Origin of the sequence: Roseovarius sp. 10, from assembly GCF_033100315.1 — a bacterium.
Classification (GTDB): domain Bacteria; phylum Pseudomonadota; class Alphaproteobacteria; order Rhodobacterales; family Rhodobacteraceae; genus M30B80.
Window position 1 is genome coordinate 222,066 of the sequence record NZ_JAWLVH010000003.1, and the last position, 19,306, is coordinate 241,371.

General features: G+C 54.9%; 20 protein-coding genes. 10 read left to right on the plus strand and 10 right to left on the minus strand.

Annotated features, from left to right (window positions below):
* Positions 1–41: 41 nt before the first annotated feature.
* Positions 42–1,196 carry a succinyl-diaminopimelate desuccinylase gene (dapE, locus tag RYZ18_RS11530; RefSeq protein WP_317656975.1) on the minus strand — a complete coding sequence of 385 codons (1,155 nt, stop codon included), beginning with the start codon at positions 1,194–1,196 and terminating at the stop codon, positions 42–44.
* Between the two features lie 288 nt (positions 1,197–1,484).
* Here dapE and RYZ18_RS11535 point away from each other — a divergent pair, with 288 nt between their 5' ends.
* Entirely contained in the window at positions 1,485–3,041 is a 1,557-nt protein-coding gene (locus tag RYZ18_RS11535; RefSeq protein WP_317656977.1) for a Hint domain-containing protein, read from the plus strand.
* Here the strand turns inward: RYZ18_RS11535 and RYZ18_RS11540 are convergent.
* The 3 genes from RYZ18_RS11540 to RYZ18_RS11550 are packed head-to-tail and all read right to left on the minus strand — an operon-like array spanning position 3,038 to position 5,487.
* The gene (locus RYZ18_RS11540; protein WP_317656979.1) at positions 3,038–4,486 is read right to left on the minus strand and encodes a cobyric acid synthase; all 1,449 of its coding nucleotides are present in this window, start codon (positions 4,484–4,486) and stop codon (positions 3,038–3,040) included. The genes RYZ18_RS11535 and RYZ18_RS11540 overlap by 4 nt on opposite strands.
* Before the next feature lie 6 nt (positions 4,487–4,492).
* Positions 4,493–5,113, minus strand: a complete 621-nt coding sequence (gene cobO, locus RYZ18_RS11545; RefSeq protein WP_317656981.1) for a cob(I)yrinic acid a,c-diamide adenosyltransferase — start codon at positions 5,111–5,113, stop codon at positions 4,493–4,495.
* Complete coding sequence (locus tag RYZ18_RS11550; protein ID WP_317656983.1) at positions 5,110–5,487, minus strand: hypothetical protein; 378 nt, start codon at positions 5,485–5,487, stop codon at positions 5,110–5,112. Before RYZ18_RS11550 ends, cobO begins: the two co-directional genes overlap by 4 nt.
* 121 nt (positions 5,488–5,608) lie before the next feature.
* Here RYZ18_RS11550 and RYZ18_RS11555 point away from each other — a divergent pair, with 121 nt between their 5' ends.
* From RYZ18_RS11555 to RYZ18_RS11580, 6 genes are all read left to right on the plus strand, one after another.
* Positions 5,609–5,797, plus strand: coding sequence for a DUF2892 domain-containing protein (locus RYZ18_RS11555; RefSeq protein ID WP_317656985.1), 189 nt, complete (start codon positions 5,609–5,611; stop codon positions 5,795–5,797).
* A 98-nt stretch (positions 5,798–5,895) separates the two neighbouring features.
* Positions 5,896–6,609 carry a monofunctional biosynthetic peptidoglycan transglycosylase gene (gene mtgA / locus RYZ18_RS11560; RefSeq protein WP_411567113.1) on the plus strand — a complete coding sequence of 238 codons (714 nt, stop codon included), beginning with the start codon at positions 5,896–5,898 and terminating at the stop codon, positions 6,607–6,609.
* Between the two features lie 57 nt (positions 6,610–6,666).
* Complete coding sequence (locus RYZ18_RS11565; protein ID WP_317656987.1) at positions 6,667–7,338, plus strand: glutathione S-transferase family protein; 672 nt, start codon at positions 6,667–6,669, stop codon at positions 7,336–7,338.
* A gap of 5 nt (positions 7,339–7,343) precedes the next feature.
* Complete coding sequence (gene queG / locus RYZ18_RS11570; protein ID WP_411567122.1) at positions 7,344–8,369, plus strand: tRNA epoxyqueuosine(34) reductase QueG; 1,026 nt, start codon at positions 7,344–7,346, stop codon at positions 8,367–8,369.
* The gene (locus RYZ18_RS11575) at positions 8,366–9,223 is read left to right on the plus strand and encodes an SDR family oxidoreductase (RefSeq protein ID WP_317656989.1); all 858 of its coding nucleotides are present in this window, start codon (positions 8,366–8,368) and stop codon (positions 9,221–9,223) included. The genes queG and RYZ18_RS11575 overlap by 4 nt, the downstream gene beginning before the upstream one ends.
* An 88-nt stretch (positions 9,224–9,311) precedes the next feature.
* Positions 9,312–9,806 (plus strand): murein L,D-transpeptidase family protein, encoded by a 495-nt coding sequence (locus RYZ18_RS11580; protein WP_317656990.1) that lies wholly within the window; start codon positions 9,312–9,314, stop codon positions 9,804–9,806.
* Positions 9,807–9,810: 4 nt separating this feature from the next.
* On the opposite strand, the gene RYZ18_RS11585 is transcribed toward RYZ18_RS11580, so the two are convergent.
* Positions 9,811–10,338, minus strand: a complete 528-nt coding sequence (locus RYZ18_RS11585) for a CAP domain-containing protein (protein ID WP_411567114.1) — start codon at positions 10,336–10,338, stop codon at positions 9,811–9,813.
* A gap of 162 nt (positions 10,339–10,500) precedes the next feature.
* Here RYZ18_RS11585 and RYZ18_RS11590 point away from each other — a divergent pair, with 162 nt between their 5' ends.
* Together RYZ18_RS11590 and RYZ18_RS11595 are read left to right on the plus strand one after the other, a co-directional pair.
* Entirely contained in the window at positions 10,501–11,088 is a 588-nt protein-coding gene (locus RYZ18_RS11590; protein WP_317656994.1) for a L,D-transpeptidase, read from the plus strand.
* A gap of 148 nt (positions 11,089–11,236) precedes the next feature.
* Complete coding sequence (locus RYZ18_RS11595; RefSeq protein WP_317656996.1) at positions 11,237–11,416, plus strand: hypothetical protein; 180 nt, start codon at positions 11,237–11,239, stop codon at positions 11,414–11,416.
* 63 nt (positions 11,417–11,479) lie between these two features.
* Here the strand turns inward: RYZ18_RS11595 and rlmN are convergent, their stop codons facing one another.
* Both rlmN and RYZ18_RS11605 read right to left on the minus strand, forming a co-directional pair.
* The gene (gene rlmN / locus RYZ18_RS11600; protein ID WP_317656998.1) at positions 11,480–12,667 is read right to left on the minus strand and encodes a 23S rRNA (adenine(2503)-C(2))-methyltransferase RlmN; all 1,188 of its coding nucleotides are present in this window, start codon (positions 12,665–12,667) and stop codon (positions 11,480–11,482) included.
* A 73-nt stretch (positions 12,668–12,740) separates the two neighbouring features.
* On the minus strand, positions 12,741–13,271 hold the full coding sequence (locus RYZ18_RS11605; protein ID WP_317657000.1) for an invasion associated locus B family protein: 531 nt from the start codon (positions 13,269–13,271) through the stop codon (positions 12,741–12,743).
* A gap of 173 nt (positions 13,272–13,444) precedes the next feature.
* Here RYZ18_RS11605 and RYZ18_RS11610 point away from each other — a divergent pair, with 173 nt between their 5' ends.
* The gene (locus RYZ18_RS11610) at positions 13,445–14,467 is read left to right on the plus strand and encodes an asparaginase (RefSeq protein ID WP_317657002.1); all 1,023 of its coding nucleotides are present in this window, start codon (positions 13,445–13,447) and stop codon (positions 14,465–14,467) included.
* Here RYZ18_RS11610 and RYZ18_RS11615 read toward each other — a convergent pair.
* The 3 genes from RYZ18_RS11615 to RYZ18_RS11625 all read right to left on the minus strand — a co-directional run bounded on the left by RYZ18_RS11615 (position 14,459) and on the right by RYZ18_RS11625 (position 19,212).
* Positions 14,459–16,246 (minus strand): ATP-binding protein, encoded by a 1,788-nt coding sequence (locus RYZ18_RS11615; RefSeq protein WP_317657004.1) that lies wholly within the window; start codon positions 16,244–16,246, stop codon positions 14,459–14,461. The two genes, RYZ18_RS11610 and RYZ18_RS11615, sit on opposite strands and share 9 nt — an antisense overlap.
* A gap of 137 nt (positions 16,247–16,383) precedes the next feature.
* Positions 16,384–17,979, minus strand: coding sequence for a phosphoglycerate dehydrogenase (gene serA / locus RYZ18_RS11620; protein WP_317657006.1), 1,596 nt, complete (start codon positions 17,977–17,979; stop codon positions 16,384–16,386).
* Positions 17,980–18,057: 78 nt separating this feature from the next.
* Positions 18,058–19,212: a phosphoserine transaminase gene (locus tag RYZ18_RS11625; protein WP_317657008.1), complete on the minus strand. Its 1,155-nt coding sequence runs from the start codon at positions 19,210–19,212 to the stop codon at positions 18,058–18,060.
* Between the last annotated feature and the right edge of the window lie 94 nt (positions 19,213–19,306).

The window sequence follows — 19,306 nt, forward strand, 5'->3', positions numbered from 1 at the left end:
ACGTTTTGTTCTTTTTTCGAGAGGGATTTTTGAGGCCAGCCTTAGCCTTCGAAATAGCGGCGCAAAATGTCGGAATAGATCACGGTCAGGCCTTGGATATCTTGGCAAGATACCCGCTCGTCAACCTCATGCATCCGATGGCCGACAAGACCAAATTCCACCACGGGGCAATGGCGCTGCACAAATCGGGCATCCGATGTGCCGCCTGTGGTCGACAAAACGGGCTGTCGTCCAGTGTGCTGCGCCACTGCCGCCGCGATCAGGTCAGAGAACGCGCCAGGCTCGGTCAAAAACGCCTCGCCCGAAATACGGGTTTCGCAGGCAATCTGAACGCCATGCACAGCCGCAACTTCGGCGCATTCACGTTGCAACCATGCATCCAAAGATGCGCCTGAATGCAAATCATTAAAACGAATGTTAAGCCGCATTTCACTGCGTGCAGGGATCACATTGCTGGCGGGATTCCCTGTCTCAATCGCCGTAATTTGTAGATTGGACGGGTCAAAATGCGCTGTCCCCTCATCCAGAACATGGCGCGACAGACGATCCGCAAGCGCGGCCATGGCAGGCATTGGATTTTGCGCCTTATGCGGATAGGCGACATGGCCTTGCTTCCCCGCCACTGTAATCTGCGCATTGATTGACCCGCGCCGCCCGATTTTGATCATATCGCCCAAGGTTTCTGGACAGGTTGGCTCGCCCACAAGGCAAACCGACATCGCTTCGCCTTGAGACTCCATCCACTCCAAAAGCGCCACTGTTCCATCCGTGGCGGGGCCTTCCTCATCGCCCGTAATGGCCAGAATAATCGCGCCATCAGGCGGGGCGGTTTGCACCATATCGACCGCAGCCGCGACAAAGGCCGCAACGCCCGATTTCATATCGGTCGCGCCACGCCCATAAAGCCAATCCCCCTCGCGCACCGCGCCAAAGGGCGGGTGGCTCCAATCCGCTTCGGCCCCAATTGGCACAACATCGGTATGTCCATTAAAGCCAAAACTGCGCGCATGACCTTTGGGCCCAAAGCGTGCAAAAAGATTTGCTGTGCCATTTCGATCTACGCGATGGCACTCAAACCCTGCCGCCTCTAACACAGTTTGCAACAGCACCAATGCGCCGCCCTCCTCTGGCGTGACAGAGGGGCAACGCAGCAAATCTGCGGTCAATAGAACAGGATCAAGGCGGGTGTCGGCCATATCCGATTTCTCCAAAGGCATCAGGCGCTAGGGTTACGCGCCCCTTGGCCAAGAGACAAACAGAAAACCGATATCTTGGTCAAACCACTATATGCAGAAGAATTGCAGGGCGCATCGCATAAATATATTAACAATAGAGATAATTTTGTGATAGCATCATACCAATAACAATAAGCCGAGGCAGGCCGAGCGGAAAATCCGCTGTAAATCAGACGAACATGAAGGTGCTTAGGGGCGCCTGATTTGCCTGAATTTACCATGCCTTGGCACGGGGCATGGGCTAGGGGTATGGAAAGCGCACAAGAACTGGCGCTCAATACAGGCGCATCTGCGCTCAGGATGGCGTATACCATCTTCCACGATGACGTTTCCATCGTGGATGCCCGCTATTATGGCAATAATGCCTCGTCAGCGATTTGGATGGGGGGTGACAGCACCTCATCGCGCCTGACCCCATCCGATACGGGCGTTGTTCTGTCTACGGGCTTTGTCAGCGATTTAACCAATGGCTCGGGGGCCACCAACCAATCCCTTGATACGACAGGCATAACGGGCGGCGGGCGTGATACCGATTTTGAAACCATCGCCGCGCGGCGCACATATGACGCAAGTATCTTGGAGGTGGATTTTATCCCCGACAATGCGCAAATGTCGCTGCAATTTACCTTCGCCTCAGAAGAATATCCCGAATTTGTAGGCTCGATCTTCAATGATCCGGTCGGCATTTGGATCAACGGCACCAAAGTCACGTCCCCTGTCTTTACCTTGGCCTCAATCAATTCTGTTTCTGACAACTCTAACAGCACGCTCTACATCGACAATGCCAGCGGCACCTATAATACCGAAATGGATGGGTTCACCACCACGCTTCGCGTGAGTTTTCCTGTCTCGGTCGGTGCGATCAATACGCTCAAAATTGGCATCACCGATGTTGGTGATCCAACCCTTGATTCAGCAATCCTCATCGCGGGTGGCAGTATTCAAGGCATGGCGCTGAGTGCTGATGACAGCCTGCGCATCGCACAGCGCGCAACCAGCACTTTAGATGTTTTGGCCAATGACAGCGCAACAATGGCTGTCACCCAAATCAACGGCCAAGACATTCGCGCGGGGGAAACAATAACCCTTGCCTCTGGTCATCAGATCACACTCTTGCCCGATGGCAAATTGTCGGTCACAGCACCCGCCCTTCCCGCGGGTGACACAGTTATCCGCAATTTCACCTATACCGCGACCAATTCAGACGGCATCACCGACACCGCCTTTGTCACAATCACCACTGTGCCTTGCTTCGCCCGCGGCACAAAAATCAGAACGACCGAAGGGGATATTGCGATTGAAAAGCTAAGGGTCGGTATGATGGTCGAAACCCATGACGATGGCCCGCAGCCAATCCGTTGGATTGGCAGCCGCAAAGTGCCAGCGATCGGCAATCACGCCCCGATTGTCATTGAGGAAGGCAGCCTTGGGTTTCACGGCACGCTGGTATTATCGCCCCAACACCGTGTGCTTGTGCGCGATATTCGCGCACAATTAATGTTCGGCGAGGAGGAGGTCTTGGTTGCGGCCAAAGATTTGATCAATGATGTCACGATCTATCGCCGCGAAGGCGGGGATGTGGAATATTTTCACATCCTGTTTGACCACCACCAGATCATCACATCCGAGGGGCTTTTGACCGAAAGCTTTTACCCCGGAAAACAGGTCTTGCCCGAATTTGATGATGCGATCCGCGCCGAATTGTTCGACCTCTTTCCTGCCCTGCAAGAGAGCTGTGGCGCGGGTTATGGCGAATTGGTGCGGATGCCACTGCGCAGCTATGAGGCGCGGGCCATGATGGCTTAGCGGGCCAGATCAAAAATGGCATCAACATCCAAATGCGTCTCCAGATGCTGTGCCAAATCATCCAAGACTGCACCGATCTGCGCCCGATAGCCGCCCGTGCTAATCTCGGCACCAAGACCCGCGAAGAACGCGGTGCGAAACCCGTCCTCTTGGAAAAGCCCGTGCAGGTAACTGCCCATTACCCGCCCATCGGCACTTATCGCGCCATCGTTGTGACCGGCCAAAGCAGCAAAGGGACGGGTGCAATCAGGGCCTGAGGTCTCGCCCATATGGATTTCATAGCCCGAAACGGCGGCCCCCGTTGGAACATGGTGCGCCGCACTGAGCGCCAGACGCTTCTGGGGTCGCATCAGGGTTTCAATCTCTAACAGACCCAAGCCGTCAGTCACCCCAACCGCGCCATCAAGCCCCTCAGGGTCGCTGATCCTGCGGCCAAGCATTTGATAGCCGCCACATAGGCCCAAGATCGCGCCGCCGCGCCGCCGATGCGCGGCCAGATCAACATCCCAACCCTGCGCGCGCAAAAATTCCAAATCGGCCCGCGTGCTTTTTGATCCAGGCAGGATGACCAAATCAGCATCCGCTGGAATCACACGCCCCGCTTCAACCCAAGTGAGGCGCAGCTTGGGGTCTTGGGCAATCGGATCAAGATCATCGAAATTCGAAATCCGTGGAAATGCGAGGGCCGCAACATGAAACGCGCCATCATGGGTCGGGGTTTTGCCCAGATCTACGCCATCCTCGGCGGGTAATTTCCAAGCATCGCCAAACCAAGGCACCACTCCAAACCCACGCCATCCTGTTTGCTCGGCAATATAGCGATATCCCTCATCAAAGAGGCGCGGATCACCCCGAAAGCGGTTGATCATAAACCCCGCAATTTGAACGCGATCTTGGTCGTCCAATACGGCTTTCGTCCCAACGATCTGTGCAATCACCCCACCACGATCAATATCGCCTGCGAGGATCACGGGGATATTTTCAGCACAGGCAAAACCCATATTGGCGATATCACCTTTACGCAAATTGACCTCGGCAGCGCTGCCTGCCCCTTCGACAATCACAAGATCATGCTGCGCGGACAGCCGCGCAAAACTGTCTTGCACGGCCGCCAAGAGGCGCGGCTTCAACCCTTGGTAATCCTGCGCTTCGGCGCGGGTCAGACGCGCGCCTTGCACCACAATCTGCGCGCCTGTGCTGCTTTCGGGTTTGATCAAAACAGGGTTCATATCAACATGAGGCGCAAGACCTGCGGCCTCAGCCTGCACCGCCTGTGCGCGACCAATCTCGCCCCCTTCAGGGCAGACAGCCGCATTGTTCGACATATTTTGTGGCTTAAACGGCGCGACATTGATCCCACGCTTGCGCGCAGCACGGCACAGCCCCGCGACAAGCAATGATTTGCCCACATTCGACCCTGTGCCTTGGATCATGACAGCGGGCATAAGGCCTTAGAACTCCACGCCTTTTTGCGCAACAATACCTTGCTCACGGAATGGATGCTTGACCTCGGTCATCTCGGTCACAAGATCGGCAATCTCAATCAATTCGGGCTTGGCATTGCGACCCGTCAAAACAACATGGGTCATTTCTGGCTTCTCTGTGACCAAAAATTCTACCACCTCTAGGATCGGAAGATAGTCATAGCGCAGAGCGATATTGATCTCGTCTAGAACAACCAATGACATATTGGGGTCTTTGATCATCGCTTTGGCTTCTTCCCAACCCGCACGCGCCGCTGCAATATCGCGCTCGCGGTCTTGGGTGTCCCACGTAAATCCTTCGCCCGACACAACAAACTTGCATTCATTCGCGAAATGTTTGCGCAGGAATTCCTTTTCGCCTGTCACCCATGTGCCTTTGATGAATTGCACGACACCGCAAGGCATCCCATGGGCGATGCAGCGCATAATCATCCCAAAAGCAGACGAGCTTTTGCCCTTGCCATTGCCTGTATGAACAATCACCAGACCTTTCTTCTCGCGCTTTTTCTCCGCCATCATACGATCGCGCGCGGCCTTAATCTTCTGCATCTTTGCCTTGTGGCGCGCGTTAAGGTCTTCCTCGCTCATGTCTCATCATCCTCGGCAAAATAGGGTGTCATCTGCGCGACTATGACCGAGTTTTCTTCCAAAGCGCGCATCATCAAAGCGCGTTCTTCTTCATCAATCTCAAGCCCCTGCGCCTCGCGTTCGGTCAAGGTGCCATAGCCCGTGACCTCAAGCGGGTTCATATCCGCCGTTTTCAGCACGGCAACCGTCTCGCGCACCGCTTCGGCCTCGTCCACGCCTGACGCGTAGCACAACAGCCCCGCCCCCGTTGCGCTGGTAGGCAGGCCATCCCCCTCGCGGCGACCCAGTTCAACAACAAGCGTATAAACATCCTGCGCGCGCTTAGGCTTGGCAGCGGCATCTTTGCTTGGCTTTGGTGTATTCTCTTTGCTCATGGCTGCGGCATGGCCTGATTTCACAGCACAAGTCAAGCAAACCAGCGCATGTGACATGGTCACAGACCATCAGGGGCCAGTATGTGATGATCTGTCATCGGCTATAGAAAGGAGTTTAGATATGACTCGCAATGCTGGGATGATCGACCGCGCGCTTCGCGTGATCTTAGGCGTGGCTCTTATTGCCATTGTATTTGTTGGCCCACAAACCGCTTGGGGTTGGGTGGGTCTGGTGCCTCTCTTGACAGGTTTGGTGGGCAATTGCCCTCTTTATACGATCTTGGGCATCAAGACCTGTAAGGCCTGCTAAGGCGTTTTCCACCAGACGGGACAAGGTAAAACCGTTTTACCTTGCGGGCTGATCCGCGTAGTTTGTCAAAAACCAGATAAATTGGCAGAGCAAGCAGGTTGGCCCGCAAACGCAAAGATAAAAAATCCCACGAGGATCGTGGCCTGACGCAGCGCGTGGGTCGCGTTTTTTGGCGTGTCGGGTTTTCGGCGGTCGCTCTAGTGCTGCTGTGGATCATTGCTTATCGCTTTCTTCCTGTGCCAACCACGGCCTATATGATCAGCGAGGCACGGCGCATCGGCACAATCGACCAGACATGGCGCCCGCTAGAAGAGATTTCCCCAAATTTACAAAGAGCCGTGGTCGCGGCAGAGGATGCAAATTTTTGCGCCCATTGGGGGTTCGACATGAGCGCAATTCGTGACGCAATTTCAGATGGCGCACAGCGCGGCGCATCCACGCTCAGCCAACAAACTGTGAAAAATGCGTTTTTGTGGCATGGCCGAAATTGGGGGCGCAAGGCGCTTGAAGCGGCACTGACCCCCGTGGTCGAGCTGATCTGGCCAAAATCGCGGGTGTTAGAGGTCTATCTCAATATCGCGGAATTTGATGCGGGCATTTTCGGGGCAGAGGCCGCCGCACAGCATTATTTTGGGGTGAGTGCCGCTGATTTGACATTGGCACAAGCCGCGCGCCTCGCAGCGGTTCTGCCAGCGCCAAAGGATCGATCTGCTGCAAACCCCTCCCCATGGCTGTTGGAGCGCGCTGCAAGCATTACCGATGGGGCGGCGACCATCGCCAATGATGGGCGCGATGATTGCTTTGCGAATTGAATTCCCCACCCAGACAGGGCAAAACCCTCGCGACCAATGAGTTAGAGCAAAACCCAAATGAACACGCCGCGCCTCTACCACTTCGCCCTATCGCCCTTTTGCCGCAAAGTGCGCTTGGTTCTGGCGGAGAAAAAAATCGAAGTCGAATTGGTGGAAGAACGCTATTGGGAAGGCAGCCCGGATCACCTGCGCCGCAACCCTGCAGGTAAGGTGCCCGTTCTCAAGATTGACGGCGTCTTCCTGAGTGAAAGCCAAGCCATTTGCGAATATCTCGAGGAAAAACATCCTGAGCCAGAACTGATCCCAGAAGACATCAAAGCCCGCGCCGAAGTGCGCCGCCTGTGTTTCTGGTTTGATGATAAATTCCACCATGATGTGACCAAGAACCTCGTCTATGAACGCGTGAACAAAAAGCTGATGCGCGCGGGATACCCTGATGGGCGGGCGGTCAAAACTGGCGCAAGCCAGATCAAATTCCATCTGGATTACATGGCATGGCTGCTAGATCATCGCCGTTGGTTGGCGGGAGATCGCATGACCTTGGCCGATTTCACCGCAGCGGCGCACCTATCCTGTCTTGATTACATCTCAGATGTGGATTGGAACCGATCTGAGATCGTCAAAGACTGGTATGCAAAGGTCAAATCGCGTCCTGCATTCCGTTCCATTTTGGCGGATCAAATCTCGGGTTTCCCGCAGCCGCCCCATTACGCGAATTTGGACTTTTGAGCGCGCTGAAGCAGACCCTAACGACCGAGGCCAAAGCCATAGGTTTTGCCAAAATTGGTGTTTGTCGACCCACAGATATCGCTGAAGCAGGGGCGCGCATGCACGCGTTTGTGGCGGCAGGGCATCATGGCCAAATGGGATGGTTGGCAGATCGCATTGCGTGGCGTTCTGATCCAAGCGTGCTTTGGCCCGAAGCGAAATCGGTGATCATGTTGGCTGATCTTTACACGCCAAACCATGACCCGCTTGCGATTTTGCAAGAGAAATCCCGCGCTGCGATTTCGGTCTATGCGCAAAACAAAGACTATCATGATGTGGTCAAGAAACGGCTTAAACGCCTCGGGCGGTGGCTGCTGGAACAAGCAGGCGAAGACCATCAGATCAAGGTATTTGTTGATACGGCCCCCGTGATGGAGAAACCCCTTGCGCAGGCTGCAGGGCTGGGGTGGCAGGGCAAACATACCAATCTCTTGGCGCGGGATTTGGGCAATTTCTTTTTCTTGGGTGCCATTTTCACAACGGTTCCTCTCGAACCAGACAGCCCAGACGTCAGCCATTGCGGAAGTTGCACAGCCTGCCTTGATATTTGCCCAACAAAAGCCTTCCCCGCGCCCTACCAATTGGATGCGCGGCGGTGCATTTCTTACCTCACAATCGAACATAAAGGCCCGATTGATCCTGACCTGAGATCCGCTTTGGGAAATCGTATTTACGGCTGCGATGATTGTCTGGCCGTTTGCCCTTGGAATAAATTTGCTCAAACAGCGACCGAGATGCGCTATGCCCCGCGCGATGATCTGCGCGCACCCAATTTAGCGAAGTTGGTGCAGCTTGATGATCAAGGGTTCCGCGATAGGTTTTCAGGATCACCGATCAAACGCATTGGGCGGGATCGGTTTGTGCGCAATGTGCTTTATGCAATTGGCAATAGCGGCGATGCAGGCTTGATTGAAATGGCGCGCAGTTTGGTGGATGATCCTGACGCGGCCGTATCGGATGCCGCCAAATGGGCTTTGGAGCAACGACCATGATCCTCTTGTCTTTTGGCCACGGCTATAGCGCAAGCGCGCTTGAACGGCGATTGCTGCCACAAGGCTGGGAGATTATCGCCACGACCCGCGACCCCAAAAAGGCCGAGGCACTGCGCGCGCGGGGGTTATCTGCACGGGTTTGGGGGCGTGATGATCTCTCTGCCGATATCGCGCGTGCCACTCATATTCTATCATCCATTGCCCCTGAGGGCGGGCGCGATCCTGTTTTGGGCGCATGGGGCGGGGCGCTTGCACCTTGCTTGGATGAAAAAGCATGGATTGGGTATCTGTCGACCACGGGCGTTTATGGCGATCACGGGGGGGCGTGGGTGGATGAAACCAGCCCGCTCACCCCCAACACGGATCGCGGACGCGCCCGCGTTGCGGCAGAAAGCGAATGGGCCGCCGTTTGCCGCCAAACCAAGGCGCCGTTACATATTTTCCGTCTGGCAGGAATTTATGGCCCCCATCGTGGCCCGTTTGAAAAACTGCGAAACGGGACAGCGCGGCGCATTATCAAAGAGGGACAAGTGTTTTCACGGATCCATGTTGAGGATATCGCGATGGCGCTAGAGGCCTCGATGACGGCGCAAAAGCGCGGGGCTGTTTACAATATATGCGATGACATGCCCGCCCCTCCCGAAGATGTGATTGCCTATGGGGCCGAGTTACTGGGCCTGCCAATTCCACCTGCAATCGCGTTTGAACACGCCGATTTGGGGCCGATGGCAGCCAGTTTTTATTCAGAAAATAAGCGGGTCAAGAATGACCATGTGAAAGCTGATCTTGGCCTTTCATGGCTCTATCCCGACTATAAATCAGGGCTAAAGGCCATTCTTGCGGCAGGCGGGTAATCTTTAGCGCGCAAAATTTCAGTTTTGCGAGCGCCCAAATTCAAGTATGCGCAGCCACAAGAGCAGCTTTTCATATTTCAGGCCCGTCATGAGTATACGCCGCGGTTTTATCGTGTTTGTCTTTGCCACTGCCCTGAGCGGGTGCGTGTCAAAAACAATTCCGACTTATACAGGCCCTGAGGTAACGCGCATTGTCCTCGACAAAAACGAGCGCGAATTGACGCTCTTGCATAATGACCAAGTGCTGCGCAGCTATGATGTGGAACTGGGCTTTGCACCCGAAGGGCATAAGCAATTCGAAGGCGATGGTCGCACGCCAGAAGGGCGATATTACATCGACCGCCGCAATCCCAACTCAGCCTTTTACCTGTCAATCGGGCTAAGTTATCCGAACGCCCAAGACCGCGCCTTCGCGCGCGCGCGTGGGCGATCACCTGGGGGCGATATTTTCATCCACGGGACCCCGGCGAGCGTGATGTTTCGCAATGATTGGACGGCGGGGTGTATTGCTGTCTCAAACGCCGAAATGCGTGAGATTTATTCAATGGTGAACCTACGCACACCGATTGACATCTATCCGTGATCCGTCACCCACGGGGGCCAAAGGCCGCGCGGCGGCTGTCACCGACCATGAGCACCCACCAAATTTTTCCAGCATCTTCTTGGAAATACCCAAGCCCCAAGTCGCGGCCACTTGGGTCAAGAATGACGGCCCTTGTGTCAGGCTGCGCCATCCATGCCCGCAGGGTTTCAAGCTCGCCTTCATAGGTTTCCGAGATATTTTCACCCAAAACCGCCCCCGCATAACCCGCGCGCCTTGCGCGATCTATGGGTGATGAGCCGTCCGAGCCAAAATGCCATGGTCGATTTTGCACAGACATATCGCGGGCATGGGTCGATGCGGCTGCAATCAACCCACTATCAAGCCCGAGCGCAGGGGCTTGAGCGGAGGCGCGCAGAAGATTGACCGCGTCCAAGACCCGAAACTGCACTTCAGCGCGATCCGCCTGATCGAGCCGATAAATCCGCACCGAGTTTGGGTCAGGCCGCGTGGGCGCACCAATTTGGCAGCCCGCAACCAACACTGTCAGCCCCATGAGGAAGATTATTCGCATCACGCCTGCGGCCTTTTAATCATCCCAAGCTTCGCAAAAGCGCGACATTGGTCACAAATGCGATCTCGAAATTGCAAAATTGCAAAAATAGAAGTAAATCATACCTAAAATATAAATAAGCAGTTTCGCAAGAGGTAGAGCATCATGGCAAAGTCAAAGCCTATGAAACGAAGGCCATTTATGGTGGGGCTTGGCGCAAGCGCATTGACGCTGAGCGCAGGTAATCCCGCCTTGGCGCAAAGCCTTGCGGATAGCACCGAAATTGAAGCGGATATCTCGCATTCTGTGCCACGAAATATCTCTAGTTTTCGGACCTTGGATTGGCGGCCCTATTTCACCAATACCCAAAACGGGGCGATTTTGGTGGATTTGACCTCGCGCGCACTGCACTTCTGGAGCGCCGATCAATCTATCTATCGGCTGTATCCGACATCGGTTCCAATGAGCGAAGACCTGACCCGCCGTGGTCGCACGGAGGTGGTGCGCCGTGTCGAAGGCCCCGATTGGAGCCCGACCCCAGCCATGAAGGAACGCAACCCAGAATGGCCCGATTATGTGCCACCTGGCCCAGATAACCCATTAGGAACACACGCACTTTATCTGTCGTGGCAATTCTATCGCATCCACGGAACGCATGACACGCGCAAGATTGGTCGGCGGTCGTCAAACGGATGTATTGGGCTTTATAACGAACATATTGCAGAACTTTACAATTTGGCGCGCATTGGCACGCAAGTGTTGCTAATTTGACGACACCACAAAAATCGCAAAGACGAACAGATGCGGATTCCATTGCATTTTGCGTGCAATCCTGAATATAGACATATTTACGAGGTACAGTCTTGGGTGCCCGTATAAAGCGCAATAATGCGCATTTGGGCGTATCTTGGAGGATACAATGAAGAAACTCGCACTCGCCGCCGTTCTCTCGGTTGCCGCAACTGGCGCTTTCGCTGGTGGCACCGCTGCTCCGGCAATGGAACCCGCAACTATCGCAGGCGACACTTCGTCTTCTGCTGGTGGCGTTCTCGTTCCAGTTCTTGCTCTGATTTTGCTTGCAGCAGCAGCTGCAAACTAATTTAGCCTTCGGCTGCAGAACAAAGGACGGCTTCCTGGTCAGGGAGCCGTCTTTTTTTGTGCCTCAGGCTTCGCCAATCTCGGCAGCAATTTCAGCGCGTGATTTGCGCGCGCGTTCAGTCGCAGATTTCAACTGACCACAGGCCGCCATGATGTCTTCACCACGGGGCGTGCGAATGGGGCTGGCATAGCCCGCCTTGTAAATAATATCTGCAAACCGCTTGATCCGCGCCCAATCTGACCGCTGATAGGGGGCGCCAGGCCATTCGTTGAACGGGATCAAATTGATCTTCGCGGGGATGCCTTTGATCAGCTTGATCAACCGATGCGCATCTTCGTCACTGTCGTTCACATCCTTGAGCATCACATATTCAAACGTAATCCGCTCAGAATTTGAGGCTTTTGGATATTGCCGTAAGGCCTCAAGCAGCTCCGCGATAGGCCATTTCTTGTTAATCGGAACAAGACGATCGCGCACCTCGTCTGTCGTGGCATGAAAGCTGATGGCTAACATACAGCCGATTTCCTCGGCACAACGTGCAATTTCTGGCACAACGCCACTGGTCGAAAGGGTAATACGGCGGCGGCTGAGGCTGATCCCTTCGCCGTCCATTGCGATTTTCATCGCATCGCGCACCGCATCGAAATTATAGAGCGGCTCACCCATGCCCATCAGCACGATATTTGAGATCAAACGCGGCCGCTCGCCATAGGCCTCGCCTGGGCGCGGCCAATCATCCAAATCATCGCGCGCCATCATGATCTGCCCGACAATCTCAGCCGCCGTCAGATTGCGCACCAGTTTCTGCGTGCCCGTGTGACAGAAAGAACATGTCAGGGTGCAGCCAACTTGGCTTGAAATACACAATGTGCCGCGATCTTCTTCGGGGATATAGACGACCTCAACCTCATGGCCGCCCGCAATCCGCGCCAGATATTTCCGCGTGCCATCGCTTGAGATTTGGCGGCTGACCATTTCAGGCAGACCAATATAAAAATTTTCTGCCAATTCAGCGCGATAAGACTTGGCGAGGTTGGTCATCCCGTCAAAATCCCGCGCCCCCCAGACATAGACCCATTGCCAGATTTGATTAACCCGCATCTTGGCCTGTTTCTCGGGCGTGCCTGCTGCGATTAACGCCGCGCGCAATGCATCACGACTGAGGCCAACGATATTCGTCAGGCCTGTTTCGGGCAGTTTGCGCGGAATGGTCAAAACATCCTGCGTGATCGGGGCGCTGGCTTGGGTCATTTTCATTGTCCTTTGAGGCGGCGCACACATAGCCGCAAATCCGCCTCAAAGCAAATCAAAGAACATGTTTGGCTTAATTGCCTTGGCAGCGTGTTTCCGCATCCTCAACCGCAGCGGTAAAGCCCAGGAGCGAGAATGTATCCTCTGTCTGCGTGCCGCGGCTAGAGCGAGCGGTCAAAACCGCTTCTGCGCCGCGCTTCATCGCGGTTACAATGGATTGATCATCCTGCGGGGACGCGGCCCATGCCATCTCACCTTGGGTAAACAGCGAATAGGACGCATCGCCAATTTCCATCTCAACAGTGGAATTTTCGGCAAAAGGATAGCCACCAGTAAAGGATACCTCAAACCGGCGATCTTGATTCGGCCAGAAACTGACAAACAGCAAAATTTCGCCGCGGTTCACCGAAACTGGGTTTCCGTCACGCGTATTGACGGTTTCGCGCGGCGCACTCACAACCCAACACACGGCAGGGTCAGATTGGACAAAGACACTCCAATCCGTTTGCGCGTTAACGCGGTTATCCGATGTCTCTTGTGCGATGGCTGCGGGCGTGAAAGCCAATGCTGCTGCCACCAAAACTGCTATTCTACGACCAGCCATTGCCGATACGCCTCCTGATCTGCTTGTTACTGCCTCAAGCGCGAGATGTATGTCGCCATCATCCCTTCTATTGCGCCTTTACCATTACTCGGACGCAGAATAACCTGAAATCACGATCCCGCGAAAGCCCTTCGCGCGTGAAACTCCAAAATCTTGATCAAAAGGAAGCGCTCATGCCCCAGCCAGATGATACGGCGGAAATTCTCGTTGAATTGCATCGCGGCCCTTTTGCCGAAAGCCAACATCGCGGCCATGCTGTTGTGGTGGATCATGCAGGGACAATTTTGGGGGCGTGGGGCGATCCGTCCAAAATTATTTTACCCCGCTCAAGCAGCAAGATGATCCAAGCCTTACCTCTCATTGAAAGCGGTGCGGCGGATCACTTTGGTCTGAGCCAAGCGCAGCTGGCTTTGCCTTGTGCCTCCCATAATGGGGCAAAGGTGCATACGGATATGGTCGCAGCATGGTTGGATCATTTGGGCCTTCAAGAGGCAGATTTGCGCTGTGGCCCACAAATGCCCGATGATCGCGCCGCGCGAGAGGATTTGATCAAATGCGACTGTGCACCAGATCAGGGGCATAATAATTGCTCGGGCAAACATTCAGGATTCTTGACGCTGAACAAACATTTGGGCGGCGGCAGCGAATATATTGAAGCTGATCATCCCGTGCAAAAAGCGGTTCTTGAAGCCTTTGAAGATGTGACAGGCGAAACCAGTGCAGGCTATGGGATTGATGGCTGCTCTGCACCAAATTTTGCCTGCTCCCTTTTGGGGCTTGGTCGGGCGATGGCGCGTTATGCAGGTGCAAACCCTGATGGCGCGACCCGCGAGGCGGCAATGGCAAAACTGCATCGCGCTATGGCCACCCACCCCATTTTGGTTGCGGGTGAAGGGCGCGCCTGCACCGACCTGATGGCGGCGATGGGGGGCCGCGTTGCGGTGAAAACAGGGGCCGAGGCCGTTTTTGTGGCAATCATTCCCGAAAAGAAAATCGGCATTGCCCTGAAAATCGAAGATGGCGGCACCCGCGCCTCAGAAGCCGTAATCACGCAATTGCTGATCGGGGCGGGTGTGTTGGATGCAGCCAGCCCCGTTGCAAAACGCTTAACCTATGGGCCAATCACCAATCGCCGTGATGTTGAAACAGGTTTTATTCGCCCTGTCGCAAGCGTGCGAGATTGGCGATTATCCTAAGCCTTGTGCCGCCTCTTTTGGCAGAAAGATCTCCATCGCTTCGCGCAGATCAGCGCGGCTTAATGGTTTGGGAATGTGATGGTTTACGCCTGCCGCGCTCATCTTAGCGCGGTCATCCTCCATGACATGGGCTGTCATGGCGACAATCGGCACGGGCGGCAGACCTTCGGATTTTTCCAAGGCACGGATATGGGTTGTGGCCTCTATCCCATCCATCTGCGGCATAGAAACATCGGTGAAAATCATATCAGGGCGGCGCGCCTCATACTGCGCGACCAACGCGGCACCCGTGGCGACCAAAACCAAATCAACCCCCAATGGGTCGATCAGTTTGCGAAAAAGCATCTGGTTGGTCGCATTGTCCTCAGCGGCCAGAATATAGGGCAGCGCGGGGGTTTGGTCGGGGGCCTGCTCAATCGGGGCAATCGGCGGTGCATCAACCACAACCTGTGCAGCGGAAAGCGGCAAGGTGACGGTAAATCGGCTGCCGTGACCGAGGGTTGACGTCACCGAAACATCCCCACCCATCAGCGTTACCAAGCTGCGTGTGATCGCCAGACCAAGGCCTGTCCCCTCAAAACGGCGATTATTTTGATCCTCAACCTGATTAAATTCGCCAAAGATATGATCCAACATATCCTCGGCAATACCGATGCCCGTATCCTCGACCCATAGGGTGAGCGCAGGCGTGTTTTCGTCACCCTCAGCGACCCAAGACAGGCCAACACGGACATGGCCCGCTTCGGTAAACTTCACCGCATTTCCCACCAGATTGATCAAAATCTGGCGAATTCGGGCGGGATCCCCATGAATCAGCTTAGGAAAATCTGACTCAATCTCAGTTAAAAGCTTTAAATCGCGTTCTACACAAGACGCCTGCAAAAGCTTGATCACATCCTCGACCAGCGCGATCAGATCAAAATCTGAATTGTGAATCTCAAGGCGATGCGCCTCGATTTTTGAATAATCCAGAACATCGTTAATCACCGCCAAAAGCGCTTGTGCGGAACTTCGGATAGTATCCACGAAGTGGGTTTGCTCGCTGTCTAGTGCCGTATCGCGCAACAACTCCGTCATGCCCATTACGCCATTCATGGGCGTGCGAAACTCGTGGCTCATATTTGCCAGAAATGCCGATTTTGCCCGATTTGCCGCCTCGGCACGATCCCGCGCCTCTCGCAAGCTGGCCTCGCGGCGCATGGTTTGGGTGATGTTCAGCGCCAAGGTCACGATGTCACCCTCGGGCGTATGTCGATCAACAAGTCGGATATAGGCCCCGTTCCAAAGCCGCAGAACTTGGTCAGGGATAATGGGCTGACACCACCGATCAAGCATCTTGGCGACCCAATCACTGGGGGGCACCCCCTCAAGATCTACCAGACCCTCATCAGCGGCCACCTTCAAAACGGCCGCATATTCGGCGCCTGGCCCCACATCAACCACGCCATCAAAGGCGCCTAAAAATGCGGGATTTGCCGCGACCATGCGCCAATCGCTATCAAACACCGCAAAGCCATCGGTGATTGCGCGCAGTGAATCCCAAAGGCGGCGTTCGGCTATCTCAGCTTTGGATGTGACAAGTTCCAACTTGGCCTCCACCCGTTCAGCCCGCCCCTCAAGCTGCTGTTCCCGCGCGCGTTGTGCGATGACCTGATGGCTTAAATGGTCGGCGTGCTGGGCCAGTTTGCGATGCGCCGCGTAAAGTTCCTCTGATCGTTGGGCAAGCAACCGTTCCGCCTGAAGGCGCAAGCGCCGTTCCTGCGTCAGGCTTTTATCCATCCCGAATCCGTAGATCGTCACCGCTTTGCCCTCATGGATCTCTAGGCCAATCTCGCAAATCAGAGTGAACAGAATGTTAAAAAGCCCGCCCCCCATAAGGGGAGGCGGGTCAGGAATTCCTAAATATCTGGCGTAGATTAATGGGCGCTAAAGCGAAGCGGGCGCACCTGCTGGAACAACCCAGTCGCTTTGAGTGCGTCAACCGCAGCAACGGGGGGTTGTTCGTCCAGATACAGCATCGCAATCGCCTGATGCCCTTTTGAGGCACGGCCCAAGGTAAAATTAGCGATGTTGACGTTCATCTCAGCCATCGTGCGGCCCAATGTGCCGATGATGCCTGGAACGTCCTCATTGGTGGTATAGAGCATGTGTTCACCGATCTCGGCATCAATGTTGATGCCTTTGATCTGAATGAAGCGTGGCTTGCCATCCGAGAACACCGTGCCTGCAATAGACCGCTCTTTCGAGGCTGATTTCACATTGAGGCGAATATAGCCATCAAACACACCTGATTTATCCTGTGTGACAGTCGACAATTCAATCCCGCGCTCTTTGGCGATAATCGGTGCGGACACCATATTCACGTCAGGGTTGGTCGCCTTCATGACACCTGCAATCGCGCCACAATTCAGCGCCTTGAGGTTCATATCTTTGACAACGCCATTATAGGTGATCTCGATTGTCTCAATCGCGTCTTCGGTCAACTGACCGACAAAACTGCCCAAATGCTCGGCCAACTTCAACCATGGCCCCATGACACGCGCTTCTTCCGCTGTCACAGAGGGCATGTTCAGCGCGTTGGTTACGGCACCTGTCAGCAGGTAATCCGCCATTTGTTCGGCCACTTGCAGCGCCACATTTTCCTGTGCCTCGGTCGTGGCAGCGCCCAAATGCGGGGTCACGACCACGTTTTCAAGATTGAACAATGGGTTCTCGGTTGCAGGTTCTTCTTTGAAAACGTCAAAGGCGGCGCCTGCCACATGGCCTGATTTAATCAATTCAGCCAAAGCAGCCTCATCCACCAAACCACCGCGGGCGCAGTTGATGATGCGCACCCCTTTCTTGGTTTTGGCCAAATTTTCAGCCGATAGGATATTTGCCGTCTTTTCAGTGAAGGGCACATGCAGCGTGATGAAATCAGCGCGCGCCAACAGCTCGTCCAGTTCTACCTTGGTGACACCGATTTGCGTGGCGCGTTCTTCAGAGAGGAACGGGTCATAAGCCACAACCTTCATCTTGAGGCCAAGCGCACGTGAGCAGACGATCGCCCCAATATTGCCCGCGCCAATAACGCCCAAGGTTTTGCCTGTCAGCTCAACCCCCATAAAGCGGGATTTCTCCCATTTGCCCGCATGGGTCGAGGCGTTGGCCTCGGGGATTTGGCGCGCAACGGCAAACATCATCGCAACCGCATGCTCTGCGGTGGTGATGGAGTTGCCGAACGGCGTATTCATCACGATGATGCCTTTTTTCGAGGCTTCGGGGATATCCACATTATCTACGCCGATCCCTGCGCGGCCAATGACCTTTAGGTTATCGGCAGCCGCGATGATCTTTTCCGTAACTTTGGTCGCAGAACGAATTGCCAAACCATCATATTGGCCGATGACCTCAAGCAGCTTGTCTTTGTCTTTGCCAATGCTTGGGTCAAAGGTCACATCAATGCCGCGATCTTTGAAAATCTGAACGGCTGCATCCGAGAGTTTATCGGAAATCAATACTTTAGGAGCCATGATAGGGCCTCATATGTTCGAAATGGGAAAGGGTCTGGCCGCAGGGATCACACCCGCATTGCGGCCAGAAAAAGGGGTTTAAGCCGCAGCAGAAAGCGCCGCGATTTCGGTTTCAAACGCCCAATCAAGCCATGGCAGCATGGCTTCGATATCGGCGGTTTCCACCGTGGCACCGCACCAAATACGCAGACCCGCAGGTGCGTCTCGGTAGGCCCCGATATCGAGCGCGATACCTTCGCCTTCGAGACGTTTTGCAACCGCCTTGGCGAAGGCTGCGCCATCCGTAATGCGCGGATCCGTGAATTTCAGGCAAACGCTGGTGTTCGAGCGTGTCGCGGGATCTTCGGCCAGATTGTCAATCCAATCGCGAGACGCGCAGAAATCGAAAATCGCCTGCGCGTTCGCGTTGGCCCGTGCCATCAAGGCAGGCAATCCACCGATGGATTTGGCCCAATCAAGCGCGACCAAATAATCTTCAACGGCGAGCATGGACGGGGTGTTGATCGTTTCCCCCTTAAAGATGCCCTCAATCAATTTGCCGCCTTTTGTCATGCGGAAAATCTTGGGCAACGGCCATGCAGGTGTGTAGCTTTCAAGCCGCTCAACCGCGCGCGGGCTGAGGATCAACATGCCATGGGCAGCCTCACCGCCCATGACCTTCTGCCAAGAGAAGGTGGTGACATCGAGCTTGTCCCATGGCAAATCCTGCGCAAAGGCCGCCGAGGTTGCATCGCAAATGGTCAAGCCTGCGCGATTGGCAGGGATCATGTCGCCATTGGGCATCTTTACACCCGAGGTCGTGCCGTTCCATGTGAACACAACATCCGTGTCATAATCGACCGCGCCCATGTCAACGATCTGGCCATAATCGGCGTTCAGAACAGTCGCATCGAGTTTCAGTTGTTTGACAACATCACTGACCCAACCTGCACCGAAGCTTTCCCAAGCGACCATTGTGCAGGGGCGCGCACCCAAGAGCGACCACATGGCCATCTCAACCGCGCCTGTGTCAGAAGCGGGCACGATGCCAATGCGATAGTCAGCAGGCACGCCCAGAATTTCACGAGTCTGGTCAATCGCGGCAGCAAGCTTTGCCTTGCCAATCGCAGCGCGGTGCGACCGACCCAAAGGGGCGTCAGCCAGTTTATCCAATGTCCAGACGGGGGGTTTGGCGCAGGGGCCAGACGAAAAACGCGGATTAGCCGGCCGCGTTGCCGGAGTGGTCAAAGCCATGATGTGATACCCTCACAGATATATGCCCCTCGTTGGGGAGGGGTGTCCCATCTGCGCTGCTATACCTATGTTGCACGGCGCGCAAGTCGGAAAA